General features: G+C 69.8%; 12 protein-coding genes and 1 pseudogene. 6 read left to right on the top strand and 7 right to left on the bottom strand.

Annotated features, from left to right (window positions below; translation table 11 throughout):
• Positions 1 to 355: 355 nt before the first annotated feature.
• The 3 genes from G4D87_RS00835 to G4D87_RS00825 form a co-directional block, all read right to left on the bottom strand.
• Positions 356 to 931 carry a DUF1579 domain-containing protein gene (locus G4D87_RS00835; RefSeq protein ID WP_240357907.1) on the bottom strand — a complete coding sequence of 192 codons (576 nt, stop codon included), beginning with the start codon at positions 929 to 931 and terminating at the stop codon, positions 356 to 358.
• 269 nt (positions 932 to 1,200) lie between these two features.
• On the bottom strand, positions 1,201 to 1,944 hold the full coding sequence (locus G4D87_RS00830; protein WP_163777296.1) for an SDR family oxidoreductase: 744 nt from the start codon (positions 1,942 to 1,944) through the stop codon (positions 1,201 to 1,203).
• Complete coding sequence (locus tag G4D87_RS00825; protein ID WP_205507361.1) at positions 1,941 to 2,120, bottom strand: hypothetical protein; 180 nt, start codon at positions 2,118 to 2,120, stop codon at positions 1,941 to 1,943. The genes G4D87_RS00830 and G4D87_RS00825 overlap by 4 nt, the downstream gene beginning before the upstream one ends.
• A 169-nt stretch (positions 2,121 to 2,289) precedes the next feature.
• Here G4D87_RS00825 and G4D87_RS00820 point away from each other — a divergent pair, with 169 nt between their 5' ends.
• Positions 2,290 to 3,186, top strand: a complete 897-nt coding sequence (locus tag G4D87_RS00820) for an AraC family transcriptional regulator (protein ID WP_163777293.1) — start codon at positions 2,290 to 2,292, stop codon at positions 3,184 to 3,186.
• A 42-nt stretch (positions 3,187 to 3,228) separates the two neighbouring features.
• On the opposite strand, the gene G4D87_RS00815 is transcribed toward G4D87_RS00820, so the two are convergent.
• The gene (locus G4D87_RS00815) at positions 3,229 to 4,521 is read right to left on the bottom strand and encodes an ATP-binding protein (RefSeq protein ID WP_205507359.1); all 1,293 of its coding nucleotides are present in this window, start codon (positions 4,519 to 4,521) and stop codon (positions 3,229 to 3,231) included.
• 219 nt (positions 4,522 to 4,740) lie between these two features.
• On the opposite strand from G4D87_RS00815, the gene G4D87_RS00810 reads away from it, so the two are divergent.
• Positions 4,741 to 5,598 (top strand): DUF2911 domain-containing protein, encoded by an 858-nt coding sequence (locus G4D87_RS00810; protein WP_163777289.1) that lies wholly within the window; start codon positions 4,741 to 4,743, stop codon positions 5,596 to 5,598.
• Positions 5,599 to 5,620: 22 nt separating this feature from the next.
• Here the strand turns inward: G4D87_RS00810 and bshA are convergent, their stop codons facing one another.
• Genes bshA through bshC form a run of 3 tightly spaced genes read right to left on the bottom strand, consistent with a single transcriptional unit; the run spans position 5,621 to position 9,257 of the window.
• Positions 5,621 to 6,784, bottom strand: coding sequence for an N-acetyl-alpha-D-glucosaminyl L-malate synthase BshA (bshA, locus tag G4D87_RS00805; protein WP_163777287.1), 1,164 nt, complete (start codon positions 6,782 to 6,784; stop codon positions 5,621 to 5,623).
• Positions 6,781 to 7,587: a bacillithiol biosynthesis deacetylase BshB1 gene (gene bshB1, locus G4D87_RS00800; protein WP_163777286.1), complete on the bottom strand. Its 807-nt coding sequence runs from the start codon at positions 7,585 to 7,587 to the stop codon at positions 6,781 to 6,783. Before bshB1 ends, bshA begins: the two co-directional genes overlap by 4 nt.
• A complete protein-coding gene (gene bshC, locus G4D87_RS00795; RefSeq protein WP_176412746.1) occupies positions 7,584 to 9,257 on the bottom strand; it encodes a bacillithiol biosynthesis cysteine-adding enzyme BshC in 1,674 nt (557 codons plus the stop codon). The genes bshB1 and bshC overlap by 4 nt, the downstream gene beginning before the upstream one ends.
• 58 nt (positions 9,258 to 9,315) lie before the next feature.
• Between bshC and G4D87_RS00790 the strand changes: the two genes are divergently transcribed.
• From G4D87_RS00790 to G4D87_RS00775, 4 genes and pseudogenes are all read left to right on the top strand, one after another.
• Positions 9,316 to 11,799 carry a PIG-L family deacetylase gene (locus G4D87_RS00790; protein WP_163777282.1) on the top strand — a complete coding sequence of 828 codons (2,484 nt, stop codon included), beginning with the start codon at positions 9,316 to 9,318 and terminating at the stop codon, positions 11,797 to 11,799.
• A complete protein-coding gene (locus tag G4D87_RS00785) occupies positions 11,796 to 11,975 on the top strand; it encodes a hypothetical protein (protein ID WP_163777280.1) in 180 nt (59 codons plus the stop codon). The genes G4D87_RS00790 and G4D87_RS00785 overlap by 4 nt, the downstream gene beginning before the upstream one ends.
• The gene (locus tag G4D87_RS00780) at positions 11,972 to 13,684 is read left to right on the top strand and encodes a sodium:solute symporter family protein (protein WP_163777278.1); all 1,713 of its coding nucleotides are present in this window, start codon (positions 11,972 to 11,974) and stop codon (positions 13,682 to 13,684) included. Before G4D87_RS00785 ends, G4D87_RS00780 begins: the two co-directional genes overlap by 4 nt.
• A 93-nt stretch (positions 13,685 to 13,777) precedes the next feature.
• Positions 13,778 to 14,058: pseudogene (locus G4D87_RS00775) on the top strand (hypothetical protein); the annotation flags it as partial.

Below are 14,058 nucleotides of genomic sequence, written 5' to 3'. Positions count from 1 at the left end.
CGAAGACATACAGCTTCCGCATGGGATGCCTCGGGGTAGGGGGAGGCCGTTAGTCTTGAACTGGAATTGAGAATAAGGCAAATGGAAATGATTCGCCCTGGTTCGTTACTGGGCCTGACTTCATGGGCGGTTTCGTTGAGTTGCCGCGCTTGGGATATCCGCGTCCGTTTTGCATAATGAAGAAAGCAGAGCGGAATTGGGCCTGCCCCGGTTCCATTGGACGCCTGAGGTTCGCGGTGACGCGCTGCTTCATCGCGCCTGCTGTCGGCGTACGTCAGTCCGACTGCAATATGAAAATTGGCGGTGCTGGCCGACCGGGTGTCCGGCAGCGGTATGCGTTCAAGGTGCTCGACTCTCACTTCTTGCAGGACAAATCGTACCCGGTGTTCCAGTTCTGGCCATCCAGCGAGTACTGGCCACGCATGTTCATCATGCCTGGCGAAACGACATGCTCTGTGTCCCGGATCTTCATCTCGCCCATGGGACCGCTCGACTCCCCGCGCCAGGTGATGCCATCCGTGGACGAAGCCTTGGCGTGACCGCCCAGGTTGTCGACGATGACATTTACCCAATTGCTCGATGCTGCGTCGAACGTGCGGTACGCGGTGAACTGGTATTTGTACTTGCCGGACAACACCGCGAAGTCGGTTCGCAGCCATGCCTTGTCGAGGTCGGGCCTGACATCCAGGGTGACCTCGCTGGGGCTCGCCCCACCTGGCCCATGGACCGAACCGGTGCAGGTCCACGTCCCCGCCAGGGCCTTGGCGGAGTCAACCAGCGCGGACTCGACCGTTGAGGTCGAGGCTTCCGCCGCGACAGCGCTGGGGGCAGAGGCAGGCGCCTGCCTGCCCATTGGGACAGCCGCGGGGTCTTCCGGCCACTTCGAAGCGCTGCCTCGACATCCGAGCAGACCGGCAATAGCGACGAACATGAAGGCAGACGGACGTATGAACATGCATTCCTCGGGCAGAACAGTTGTGCAGCCGAGTTGCATCTAAGGCGGTCAATCGCCACGCGGATAGAGCGCCGTTTACGCCCGATTCGGCGGATCCTACGGTGCTCTTGGTTGGAGCGGGTCAACTCTCAAGCGGTGGGTCGGTGAGTTGCAAGCCCCTGTCTCCGTGCGCCTCGCTCGCGTGAGCAACTCAACGCCGAACAGCAGAATCCCGCGGAGCGATGTCCATGCATCGTTGAGCCTGCTCACGCCGACCGAGCCAGCGCGACCGCGTCAGGACCCGCGGGGAAACGGAGCTGCTCCGACGAGTCGTTCGCGGCGAGCCAGACCGCTTCGGCCACGTCAGACTCGCGCGTCACCGCGGCCGGCTGTCCGAAGGAAGCGAAGATGCGCTGTGCGAAAGGCGCATACGGCTCAGGAAACAGCCCTTCCATGCGGGGGCCGCCGTTGCTCGTGAAACGGGTGCTCGGGCAATAGCCCGGCTCGACGAGCTTCACGCGCAGGTTGAAGGCTTCGAGCTCGAACGCGAGCGACGCCGTGAACCCTTCGATGGCCACCTTGCTCGCGGTGTACACCGCCACCAGCGGCATCGGCGACAGCGTCGCGCTGGACGTCACGTTCACGACCACTCCCGACCTGCGTGCGCGAAACAGGGGCAGCACCGCCTGCGTCATCGCCATCACACCGAAGACGTTGGTTTCGAACACGTCGCGCACCGTGGCCATCGGCGTCGCCTCGAAGGCCCCCATCAGCCCGATGCCCGCGTTGTTGACGAGCACGTCGATGGGGCCGCTCGCCTCCAGCGCCGCCGCGATGCTCTCCGGCTTCGTCACGTCGAGCGGCACCACGCGCAGCCGCTCCGACCGGGGGAGGATGTCCTCGCGGAGCGTTCGCATGGTCGCGACCACGTTCCAGCCCCGCGCATGGAAATGGCGCGCGGTCTCAAGTCCGTAGCCGGAGGAGCACCCCGTGATGAGCACCGTCTTCATGACAACCCTCCCACGTTGAGCTTGCCGCCGACGGGCACTTCGTCCTGATACCGAGGCTCGCCAGTGACGAGCGGGGCGAGCTCCGCGAGGAGCGTCTGGGGCCGTGGGTCCGCGCCGCGCGTCGCGGTGAGCAACAGGGCCGCCAGCTCATCGCCTCGTTCCGCGAGCGCAGTCATTGTCGCCCGGAATCCGTACGTTGCTTTCATGTCGACTCCTTGCATTGCCGCGATTCGCGCGGCGTCGATAATCCCAAGGTACTTGCGGCCGACAGGACGCTCCACCACGTAGGGTCCGTATTTCTTTCGCGAGCGTCCGGGCATACAGTGCCGCGCCACCCCTCTACCCATGACCGACCCTCTCTCGGAAGTCATTGCCCTGCTTCAACCACGAGCCGTCTTCTCGAAGGGCATCAGCGGCGCGGGCCGCTGGGGTGTTCGCTACTCGGACTTTGGCCAGCCGAGCTTCTGCGCCGTGCTCGAAGGGCGCTGCCGACTCGCTGTCGACGGCCAGCCCGCCATCACGCTCGAAGCAGGCGATTTCGTGCTCCTGCCGGCGACGCCGGGCTTCGCCATGTCCGGCTTCGAACCGGTGGCACTCCAGCGAATCAATCCCAAGACGACGCCCACGCCGAAGGGTGAGGTGCGTCACGGCACGCGTGGCGGCCGTCCTGATGTGCGCCTGCTCGGCGGTTACTTCATCTTCGACTCACCTGACGCGGCCCTGATGGTGTCGTTGCTTCCGGCCATGGTGCACGTGCGAGGCGTGGAGCGGCTCTCGGTGCTGGTACGACTCGTCGGCGACGAGACGGGCGAGCAGCGCTCGGGCCGCGACCTCGTGCTCTCGCGCCTCGTGGAGCTGCTGCTCATCGAGGCGCTGCGGTCGACTTCGAGCGACGACGCGCCTCCGGGGCTCCTGCGCGGCCTGGCGGATGCGCGGCTCGCACCCGCGATACGGCAGATGCACGGCCACCTCACGCGGCAGTGGACGGTGGCACAGCTCGCGAAGAGCGCGGCGCTCTCGCGCTCGGCGTTTTTTGAGCGCTTCACGCGCACCGTGGGGCTGCCCCCGATGGAGTACCTGCTGGACTGGCGGATGGCCGTTGCGAGGGGGCTGCTTCGCCGCCGGGAGCTCGCCATCGCCGAGGTCGCCGAGCGCGTCGGGTACAGCTCGGCGAGCACCTTCAGCACGGCGTTCAGTCGACGTGTGGGCCAGTCTCCGGGGCGCTATGCACGGGCAAGCTAGGCGGTGCGCCCCACATCGGAGCCTGTGCTCGGGCGTGACGGCTCACCAGAGCGCCTGCTGGCGCAGCAGCTCCGCCAGCGGGTGTGCGCCCAGCCCGTGCGCGTCGAAGAGCCGGCCCGCGGCCTCGTGCGTGGGGTTCCTCCACGCGATGCGCTCCGGTCCGTCCTCTTGCGTGTTGCCACACAACAGCAGCGAGGCCCGCAGGACCTCGGCCGACGGGAACAGCGTGTGCTCGAAGAGGAGCGGATTCTGGCTGGTGAGGAACACCTGCCGCGCCCCCAGCTCCCGCATGCACGCCTCCACCCAGCGCGGGTGCAGGCCATTCGCCAGCTCGTCCGCGATGGCGAAGTCCTCGTTCACATCCAGGTAGTACAGCAGCGACAGCAGCCGCTTCTGCCCGAAGCCCAGCGCCTCATGCGTCATCACCCGGCCGTCGCGCCGCGTGAACTCGAAGCCGAAGCCCCCAAAGCCCACGCGCCCGCCGTTCTCGAACGAGCGCTTCTCCAGCACCTCCACGCGAAAGCGGCCCGCCTCGAAGCCCGCAAGCGCCACGAACTTCGCCAGGAAGCTGCCTTCTCGCGCGTCGTGCGTCAGCTCCAGCACGTCCGTGACAGACGGCTGCTCCATCCGCTCACGCAGCCACCCCGGCATCCACGTGGGCAGCGCCATCAGCCCCAGCGGGAACACCTCGCCGTCCCGCACCTCCATGGCGTAGCGGATGGCGCCGATGCGCTCGAACATCCCCATCGCCTCATCGAAGCGCTGCGGCGCCAGCAAGAAGGTACGGCGCAGCAGCTCCTTGAGCCGGTCCTTCATCCCCGCGTCGATGTACTGCGCCGTCATGAACAGCAGCGTCCACACCGAGCGGTCCAGCAGCGACCAGTGCATGCTCCGCGACCACACCGCCTCGCCGTCCACCTTGCAGTCCATGCCCGCGGCGTCCGCGCGCATCACCAGCCGGGCCGACGGTGAATGGAACCGCACGTCCACCTCGATGCGCGGGTGCAGCGAGGACTCCAGCGCGGGCGTGCGCAGCGGCATCAGCGCGGAGCCCTTTCGCGGCGGCGCCTCCGCGTCCGGCGCCGGCGCGTTCTCCTCGTTCCGGACGAAGACGTGCAGCTTCATGCCCGGAAACGCCAGGTCGTACTCCAGCGCGAACGGCTCGTGGAGGAGGCCGGAGAAGTCCGACCCCAGCACCGTGGAGATGAGCTCCAGGAGCGTCGTCCTGCCGGTGCCGTTCTCCCCCAGCACCAGGTTGTACGACGGGCTGAACACCAGCGAGGTGCCAGGGGCGACGTTCCGGTAGTGGTGGACCTCGAGCCGCGTGAGCTTCATGGGTCTCCTCGGCGCGCAGCATGGCCAGGGTGGGCGGGTGGAGGAACCACGCAATGTCACGGAATGTCCACCTCCCTTCGTATGTAGAGGGCGCCCGAGCCCCTCCCTGGCCGAAAGCCGCATGACGCGGTGCGGGCCAAGGTGGAACGTGAGGTGGAGCCAGACCTCGTCTATACACTCCACCGGCTCTGCGACCCTTCCCGGGTCGGAAAGGATGAAGTGAGGACGATGAAGAACCAGCTTCTCGGCTGTATGGCCTCCGCGCTCATGACCCTGTCGGCGACGCCCGCGCTGGCGCAGCTCAAGCTGCCGGCCCCCAGCCCCGCGGCGAAGGTGATGCAGGAGGTGGGCGTCTCGGAGATTTCCGTCGAATATTCCAGCCCCGCCGTGAAGGGCCGGAAGGTCTGGGGCGAGCTGGTCCCCAACGACAAGGCGTGGCGCAGCGGCGCCAACGCGGCGACGAAGATTACCTTCAGCCACCCCGTCACCTTCGGCGGCAAGGCCGTCCCGGCGGGCTCCTACGCCATCGTCAGCCTGCCCTCGCAGAAGGGCTGGAAGGTGATGCTGAACTCGGACCTGGGCCTGTGGCGGGGCGGCGCGCCCTATGACGCCTCCAAGGACGTGGCCTCGGTGAGCGCCACCACCACGGCGATTCCGGCGCGCGAGCGCCTGACGTACCTCTTCACCGACACCACGGACACCGGCACGCGGCTGGACCTGGAGTGGGAGAAGCTGCGCGTCTCCGTGCCCATCCAGGTGGACACGGCGGCCCTCGCGAAGGCCAACATCGAGCAGGCGGAGAAGAGCACGGCCAGCATGCACGCGAGCGCCGCCGCCTATCTGGCGGGCACCGCCAAGAGCCACGCCGCCGCGCTGAAGCACGCCGACGCGGCCGTGGTTGCCAACCCCACCTGGTACACCCACTGGATTCGCGCGGACGTCCTGTCGCAGATGGGCAAGTACGCCGAGGCCCGCAAGGCCGCGCAGGCCGCGTGGGACCTGGGGCAGAAGGACAAGAACTTCTTCTACCGTGACCAGGTCTCCAAGGCGCTGGCGGAGTGGAAGAACAAGAAGTAGCCCGCCGCGCTCCCGGGGCTCCTCAGCGATGGAGGGGCCCCGTCAGGAGCCGGCGGTAGAGCGCCTCGTAGCGGTCGACAGCGGGCTCCTTCTGGAAGCGCTCCAGGACCCGCGCCCGCGCGCGATGTGAGAAGCCCTGCCAGCGCTCCGCGTCCTCGACCAGCGTGAGCACGTGCCGGGCCATGGCCGGGACGTCACCCAGCGGCGCCAGGAAGCCTGTCTCGCCGTGCGTGACGAGCTCCGGGATTCCGCCCAGGTCGCTGGCCACCACGGGGATGCCACAGCTCAGCGCCTCCAGCGCGGCGAGCCCGAAGCTCTCCTGTTCGCTGGGGAGGAGGAAGACGTCGGAGGCGGCGAGCAGCTCCTCGAAGCGGTCCTGCTTGCCGAGGAACGCGACGCGGCCCTCCAGGCCCTTCTCCCGCAGCATCCGCTCCACGGGCGAGCGCTCCGGGCCGTCTCCCACCATCACCAGCCGGCAGGGACGGTGGCGGTGGACCTCGGTGAAGATGGCGGCCACGTCGGTGATGCGCTTCACCGGCCGGAAGTTGGAGACGTGGACGAGCACCGGCTCATGGTCGTGCAGGGCCGGGAAGAGCGCGCGCAGGCAGGCGCGGTCTCTCACCGGTGCATAGCGCGCGGTGTCCACGAAGTTGGTGATGACGTCGATGGGGACGCGCTCGGGGATGTCGAAGCCCCGCCACGTCGCGCGGCGCAGGTAGGCGGACGGCACCGTCACCGCGTCGCTGCGCATGATGGAGAAGCGCGTAATCGGCAGGTAGCTGGGGTCGATTCCCACCAGCGTGGTGTCCGTCCCGTGCAGCGTGGTGACGACGCGCGGCGCCCTGTGGCCCAGCACCTCGCGCGCCATCCACGCCGCGGTGGCGTGCGGCACCGCGTAGTGGACGTGCAGGATGTCCAGGCGCTCGTAGCTGGCGACCTCAATCATCTTGGACGCCAGCGCGATGGGATAGGTGCTGGACTGCTGGAGCGCCGGGTAGTCGCTCTCCGTCACCTCGTGGAAGACGACCTTCCGGTTCGCGCCATGGAGGCGCACCGGCAAGTCCCGGGCGATGAAGTGGACGCGGTGGCCCCGGTCCGCCATCGCGAGGCCAATCTCCGTGGCGACCATGCCGCTGCCACCGAAGGTCGGAAAGCAGGTGATGGCCACGTTGAGCGGGGCATTCATGTGCGTGCCGGGAAGAACAGGGGCCGGGCGAAGCTATTCCGGCGGAAGTGGTCGAGCGGGTCGGCCAGTCCCAGCGTCTCGCGGAGGACGTAGGGCTCGCCGTGGGTGACGCCCATCCGCGCGCCATAGAAGCGGTCCCTGGCCTCCAGCGACGACAGCGACAGCGGTGAGCCCACCAGCGTGGGCGGCGCGTCCGGGCGGGGCTGCACCTGACTGGCGTAGCAGTGCACCGCCGCCAGCTTGCGCTCGTAGACGGCGGAGACGTCCACGACGACGCTGGGCTCGGCCAGGTGCCGCAGCGGGTAGTAGAGGACCTGCCGCGGCGTGAAGGGCTCCGCGGCGGGCCCCGCGTCGAACTTGCGCACGCCCGCGAAGAAGAGGGCGCGCGTCACCAGCGCGCTGGCCGCCTCGTGGTCCGGGTGCCGCTCCTGCTCCCACGGCACCACGACGAGCTCCGGACGCAGGCGGCGCAGCGCCTCCACCACGCGGGCCACGGCGGCGGTGCGGGTGCGCTCGGGCTCGGGCGTGTCGAAGCCCGCCCACGGATTGAGCCAGCCGTCGGGCAGCTCCAGGTTCTCCCGGTGGGCCAGCCCCAGCGCGCGGGTGGCGGCCTCCGTCTCCTCCGCGCGGGACTGGAGCGTGCCGCGCGAGCTCTTCTCTCCGCGCGTCAGGTCGACGATGCCGGTGCGGTAGCCACGGGTGGCCATGCTCGCCAGCAGCCCGCCGCAGAACAGCTCCACGTCATCCGGGTGTGGGCCAAAGGCGAGCACGTCGATGCCGTAGGCGGTGTCGTTCGCGCTCATGGCGTCAGGTCCTTCGAGTCACCGGAGAAGGGGACACACGCGTCCAGCACCAACCGGGTGAAGGCGCGCGTCCCGATGCGGCAGGCGAAGTAGGGCAGCCCGAGGACACGCTCCTGGGGCGCGTCCTCCGGGAAGAGGAAGGTGCGCAGGCGGTCCACCTGTTCGGCCGCCGTGGCATCGCGCCGGGCGAGCGCGCGGCGGTAGCGGCCCGTCAGCCGGGACACCGCGACCCGCACCGTGCCCTGGGTGCGGCGCAGCGCGTCCTGGAGGTTCGCGTCCACCGCCGACACCTGTCCGGCGACGCGCTCCAGCTCGGAGGAGAACGCGCCGAAGAGGCGGGCCTCCAGGGCCTCGGGCGTCTCCAGCGACTCCGGTGCATCACGCGTGGCCAGCCGCGTGAGCAGCGTGTCGCGCGGCACGTTCACCTCATCGGGCTGGAGCCCCACCTTGTCCAGCCACCGGCGCGCGCGGTCATCGAGCACGCGGAAGCGCGCCCGGGGAATGGCGAGCGGCATCGGCCGGCCCGCGTGGGCGTAGAGCGGCGCCAGTTGCGCGAAGTAGGCCAGCTCGCCCGGGCCGCCGACATACGCGGCCGTGGGGAGCCAGGTGTCCTGGAGGAGGGGACGCAGCAGCGCGGACGTGGTGAAGCGCAGCGGCTCGCGCTCCAGGGCCGCGTGCAGCGCGTCCTGGGTGATGGCGCTGTTGTCCGGGTGGCCCACCAGACTCCAGGCGCCCGCTTCCGCCGGATCCATCCGGTAGCGTGGGCCATCGAGCGCATCCGGAGAGAAGAAGCTGAGCGGCGAGCCCGGACGGACGTGGACCTGCACCGTGTAGCCCGCGTGGGTGAGCGCCTCCGCTCGGGCCGCGAGCACGGAGGAGAGTGCCTCCGCTTCCTGGAGGGCGAAGCGATGCACGGGCGCGGCCAGCGGCGCCAGCCGTGCGTCTCGCGGGTCGAGGAAGACAAGGCCCTCGTCGGCGAAGAGGGACGACAGCACGTCGGTGAAGGCGCCCGCGAGCGTGGCTTCGGGACGGTAGGCCCGCTCCAGCAGGGAGAGGAACTCCTCCGCGTGGGGCTCTGCTTCCAGCTCGGCGCGGAGGGTGGCCAGGGCAGGGAGGACGCTCGGTCCCAGGTGGCGATGGGCGATGGGCGCCCGAGACGCTGCTGCATCCGGAAGCTCGAGCGCCAGGCGACAGGGTCCTCCGCCCGGACGTGGGAGGACGCAGTGGTCAATCTCCGGGAGGTCGTGGTCCTCCGTCTGGAGCCAGAAGACGGGAACACAGGGCCGGCCGGTTTCTTCCCGAAGCGCGCGCGCCGTGACGATGGCGGACGCCGCCTTGTAGAGCGTGTACAGCGGGCCCAGGAAGAGGCCCATCTGCTGCCCCGTCACCACCGCCACGGTGCCGGGCCGCGCGAGCAGCGCGAGGTTGCGCTCCCGGGCGGGACTGGGCGCGAGGCGCGCGTTCTGCGCGGCGAGGACGTCCATCAGCGTGGGCGACACCGTGCGCGACGCGGCGGCGGCTACGGCCCGGGCGCGCGCCTCACGGTGTCGATAGTCGTCGGGGAGGAAGGAGAGCGCGGACGCATCTCCGCGAAGCCACGCGGTCGAGAACGAGGACGTCACGGCATGTCGTGATAACAGGTCGTGGCGGGCGCGCCACCGGAAGTGCACGCTCGCACGTCGTGTGCGTCCGTGCGCGGGGGAGAGGCTTGTTATAGGGTCCGCCCGAATGCGGAACCTGCTCCTCGGAATGACGCTGGCCATGAGCCTTGGAATCGGGTCGACGGCGGTGGCGCGGCCTCCCCGGCAGCTCCATGCGGGTGAAATCGCGGCGGGCCTGAAGCGGCTCGGCGTGACGGGCAGCGTGCTCTATGTCGCGGCCCACCCGGACGACGAGAACACGCGCTTGCTCGCGTGGCTGGTGGGAGAGCGCGGCCTGCGCGCGGGGTACCTGTCCGTGACGCGCGGCGATGGTGGGCAGAACCTCATCGGCACCGAGCAGGACGCCCTGTTGGGGCTCATCCGCACGCACGAGCTGCTCGCCGCGCGGAGCGTGGACGGCGCGGAGCAGTTCTTCACGCGGGCGCGGGACTTCGGCTACTCGAAGAGCGCGGAAGAGGCGCTGCGCATCTGGGGACATGAAGCGGTGCTGGCCGACGTGGTGCTCGCCATCCGCCGCTTCCAGCCGGACGTCATCATCACCCGCTTCACCACGAAGCCGCCGAACCACGGCCACCACACGGCCTCCGCGCTGCTGGCGGCGGAGGCCTTCATCGCCGCCGCCGACCCGAAGCGCTTCCCGGAGCAGCTCTCCGAGGTGAAGCCGTGGAAGGCGGACCGCCTGCTGCAGAACGCCTCCTCGTGGTGGTTCAAGCCCGACGAGGACCTGTCCCGCTACGTGAAGCTGGAGGTGGGCGGCTACGACGCGTTGCTCGGGCGTTCGTGGGGCGAGGTGGCCGCGGAGAGCCGCAGCCAGCACAAGAGCCAGGGCTTCGGCCAGGCCGCGGACCGGGGCCCCAGCGCGGAGTACTTCACGCCGCTGGCGGGGACGCTCCCGAAGCGCGACGTGTTCGAGGGGCTCGACTTCTCCTGGAGGCGCTGGAAGGACTCCGCCGCGGTGTCCCGCGCGGTGGCCGCCGCGACGAAGGCGTTCGACGCGCGCGCCCCTCACCGCTCCCTGCCCGCGCTCGTTCGCGTCCACGAGGCGCTGACCGCGCTGCCGGACACCCACCCGTGGAAGGCGCCCAAGCTGCGTGAGACGGAGGCGCTCATCGCCGCCTGCGCGGGCCTGTTCCTGGAGGTGCGCGCCGCCGCGCCCACGGGCATCCCGGGGCTGCCGGTGACGTTGGACGTGGTGGCGCTGAACCGCTCGCCCGCCGCCGTCGAGTGGGTGGGGCTGACGCTGCCGGGCGAGAAGCCCGAGGCCGTGGGGAAGGCGCTGGGGGCGAACGTGCCCATGAAGCTGTCGCGCACGGTGACGCTGCCGGTGACGGCGCCCATCTCCACGCCCTACTGGCTCCGCGAGCCCGTCACCGGGGGGCTCTACACGCTCGAGGGCGAGGACCGCGCGCTCACCGGCCAGCCGGAGGGCGTCCCCGCGCTGTCGGTGGCGTTCGAATACCAGGTCGCGGGCCGGCGCTTCCGCGCGGTGCGTCCGGTGGTCTACGTCTGGACGGACCCGGTGCGTGGCGAGCTCTACCGTGACTTCGAGGTCGTCCCGCCCGTCACCGCCACGCTGGCGCAGGACGTGCTCATGTTCCCCAACGGCGAGCCCCGCGCCGTGCCGGTGGTGCTGGCCGCGGGCATGGACCAGGTGCCGGGCACGGTGCGGATGGTGGCGCCGCCCGGCTGGCGCGTGGAGCCCGCGTCGGTCGAGTTCAAGCTCGCGGCGCGCGGAGACGAGCGCACCCTCACCTTCCAGGTGACACCGCCCCAGGGCTCGACGCGGAAGGGAGACCTCTCCGTGGACGTCGACGTGGGGGACCGCGTCTGGTCCTGGCGTGCCCGCTCCGTGTCCTATCCCCACATCCCGCCGCTGACGGTGCGCCAGCCGTCCACGGCCACGGCGGTGCCGCTCTCCCTGGCCATGAAGGGCAAGCGCATCGGCTACATCCCCGGGCCGGGCGACCGCGTCGCGGAGAGCCTGAGCGCGGTGGGCTACGAGGTGACGCTGCTCCCCGAGGAGCGGCTGGCCCGGGAGAAGCTGGAGCGCTTCGACGCCATCCTCGTGGGCGTGCGCGCCTTCAACGCCAACCCGCACCTCATCGTCCACCGGGAGCGGCTGCTCCAGTACGTGGAGGGCGGCGGACGGCTGGTGGTCCAGTACAACACCAACAGCCGCGTGGGGCCGCTCACGTCCTTCGTCGGGCCCTATCCGCTGGAGATTGGCCGCGAGCGCGTGACGAATGAGGCGGCGGTGATGACGCCGCTGCGCGCCGATGAGCCGCTGCTGCGCGCGCCCAATGCGCTGACGGCCGCGGACTTCGAGGGCTGGGTGCAGGAGCGCGGCCTCTACTTCGCGTCGTCGTGGGACGCTCGCTACCAGCCTGTCTTCGCCATGCATGATGCCGGCGAGGCGCCGCTCCAGGGCTCGCTGCTGGTCGCCCGCCACGGCAAGGGCACGTTCGTCTACACGGGCCTCGCTTTCTTCCGTCAGCTCCCCGCCGGGGTCCCCGGCGCCTACCGCCTGCTAGCCAACATCCTCTCTCAATGAGCACCGCCCCCAACCTGACCCCTCGTGAGCCCGTCGGCGACGCCCCCGCGCACCGGCCCGAGCTCGATGACGCGCCGCCGCTGCTGGGCTCGTGGCGCAACATCTACCTCCTGGTGCTGGGCACCTTCGTCCTGTTCGTCGCCCTGTTCTGGGTGGTCACCGAGGTGTACGCGTGACGGGGCTCGACTGGCTCGTCCTGGGCGGGACGATTGCGTCCATCGTGGCGTGGGGCCTCTGGAAGTCCCGAGGGACGGCCACCAGCGACGAGTACCTGCGCGGCGGCCGTGAGCTGAAGTGGCCCACCATTGGCCTGGGCGTCATGGCCACGCAGGCCAGCGCCGTCACCTTCCTCTCCGTCCCCGGGCAGGCCTACGAAGACGGGATGCGCTTCGTGCAGTTCTACTTCGGACTGCCGATCGCGATGGTCATCATCAGCGCTGTCTTCGTGCCCATCTACTACCGGCTGAACGTCATCACCGCGTACGAATACCTGGAGTCGCGGTTCGACCTGAAGACGCGGCTGCTGGGCGCCTTCCTCTTCCTCATCCAGCGCGGGCTGGCCGCGGGCATCACCATCTACGCGCCGGCCATCATCCTCTCCACCATCCTCGGCTGGCCCCTGGAGCCGACGGTCATCGCCATGGGCGCGCTGGTCATCCTCTACACGGTGACGGGCGGCTCCAAGGCGGTGAGCCAGACGCAGAAGCAGCAGATGGTGGTGATGATGGGCGGCATGGTGGTGGCCGCCGCGGTCATCCTCTGGCGCCTTCCGGAGCACGTGTCGTTCGGCAAGGCGGTGGACGTCGCGGGCGCGTTCGGCCGGATGAACCTGGTGAGCTTCGACTTCGACATGCAGGACCGCTACAACTTCTGGTCCGGCATCACGGGCGGGCTGTTCCTGTCGCTGTCGTACTTCGGCACGGACCAGTCCCAGGTGGGCCGCTACCTGACGGGCCGCTCCATCGCGGAGAGCCGGCTGGGGCTGCTCTTCAACGGCGTGCTGAAAATCCCGATGCAGTTCCTCATCCTCTTCGTCGGGATTCTCGTCTTCGTCTTCTACCAGTTCAGCACGCCGCCGCTGCTCTTCAACGAGACGCTGCGCACCCGCGTGCAGGGCACGGCGCAGGCGGCCGAGTACGCCGCGCTGGAGGCGACGTGGGAGCAGGTCCAGTCCGGCAAGCGCGCGGAGGTGGAGCGCTACCTGTCCGCCGTCGAGTCAGGCGACGTGGCGGCCGGAGAGGCGTCGCGGGCGCTGCTCCAGGGCGCGGCGCGGCAGGCGAGCGCGGTCCGGCAGGAGGCCAAGGACATGGTGGCGCGCGCGCTCCCGGGCGCGGAGACGAAGGACTCGGACTACATCTTCATCGCCTTCGTGAAGCGCTGGTTGCCCAGCGGGCTGTTCGGGTTGCTCATCGCCGTCATTCTGTCCGCGGCCATGAGCTCCATCGCCAGCGAGCTGACGGCGTTGGGGACCACCACGACGGTGGACTTCTACCGGCGGGTGTTCCAGCCCGGCGCCTCGGACCGGCACGTGCTGGTGGTGTCCAAGCTGTTCACCGTGTTCTGGGGACTGGTCGCGGTGGCCTTCGCGACCTTCGCGTCGCTCCTGGACAACCTCATCCAGGCCATCAACATCCTGGGCTCCATCTTCTACGGGACGGTGCTGGGCATCTTCCTGGTGGCCTTCTTCGTGAAGCAGGTGCGCGGCCACGCCGTGTTCGCGGCGGCCGTCATCTCCCAGGCGACGGTGATTGCCCTCTTCTTCCTCTCCGACGTGGGCTACCTCTGGTTCAACGTCATCGGCTGCGCGCTGGTGGTGGTGCTGAGCCTGGTGATGCAGGCCGTCCTGCCGCGCGGCGAGACGCCGGCCCCGGCCCCGGGGGCCTGAGTCCGCGGCGCCCAGGGCGGTGAAGGCCGGGAGGCGTCCGGGAAGGGGCGCCGGCCCGGCCTTGCAGTATGCTCGCCCGGGAGAGGGACGGACATGTCTGACGGGAAGAGGCGGCCCGGTCGCCCGGGGCGTTCCGAGGAGCCACGCATCGCGCCGGAGGAGGACGAGGACGCGACGCGGGACATTCCGCTCCTCACGCGCCCCGAGGAGACGCGCCTGGGGCCCGTGGAGCCCCGCTTCGAGGAGACGCGCCTGGGCCCGGTGGAGCCGCTCACCGAGGAGACGCGCATGGGCCCCGTGGCGTCCTTCTCCCCGGAGGAGGACCTGCCCCCCTTGGAGCCTCCCGCGCTGGAGACGCGGATGGAGCCCGTCCC

The sequence above is a fragment of the Myxococcus vastator genome, assembly GCF_010894475.1.
Taxonomy (GTDB): domain Bacteria; phylum Myxococcota; class Myxococcia; order Myxococcales; family Myxococcaceae; genus Myxococcus; species Myxococcus vastator.
The sequence above is the reverse complement of the archived record's forward strand: the minus strand, read 5'-3'. Positions and strand labels throughout refer to the sequence as shown.

Excerpts from the sequence above, each read along its gene's own strand:
- G4D87_RS00835 (WP_240357907.1), bottom strand. The coding sequence starts at position 931 with ATGTTCGTCGCTATTGCCGGTCTGCTCGGATGTCGAGGCAGCGCTTCG.
- G4D87_RS00830 (WP_163777296.1), bottom strand. The coding sequence starts at position 1,944 with ATGAAGACGGTGCTCATCACGGGGTGCTCCTCCGGCTACGGACTTGAG.
- G4D87_RS00825 (WP_205507361.1), bottom strand. The coding sequence starts at position 2,120 with ATGACTGCGCTCGCGGAACGAGGCGATGAGCTGGCGGCCCTGTTGCTC.
- G4D87_RS00820 (WP_163777293.1), top strand. The coding sequence starts at position 2,290 with ATGACCGACCCTCTCTCGGAAGTCATTGCCCTGCTTCAACCACGAGCC.
- G4D87_RS00815 (WP_205507359.1), bottom strand. The coding sequence starts at position 4,521 with ATGAAGCTCACGCGGCTCGAGGTCCACCACTACCGGAACGTCGCCCCT.
- bshA (WP_163777287.1), bottom strand. The coding sequence starts at position 6,784 with ATGAATGCCCCGCTCAACGTGGCCATCACCTGCTTTCCGACCTTCGGT.
- bshB1 (WP_163777286.1), bottom strand. The coding sequence starts at position 7,587 with ATGAGCGCGAACGACACCGCCTACGGCATCGACGTGCTCGCCTTTGGC.
- G4D87_RS00790 (WP_163777282.1), top strand. The coding sequence starts at position 9,316 with ATGCGGAACCTGCTCCTCGGAATGACGCTGGCCATGAGCCTTGGAATC.
- G4D87_RS00785 (WP_163777280.1), top strand. The coding sequence starts at position 11,796 with ATGAGCACCGCCCCCAACCTGACCCCTCGTGAGCCCGTCGGCGACGCC.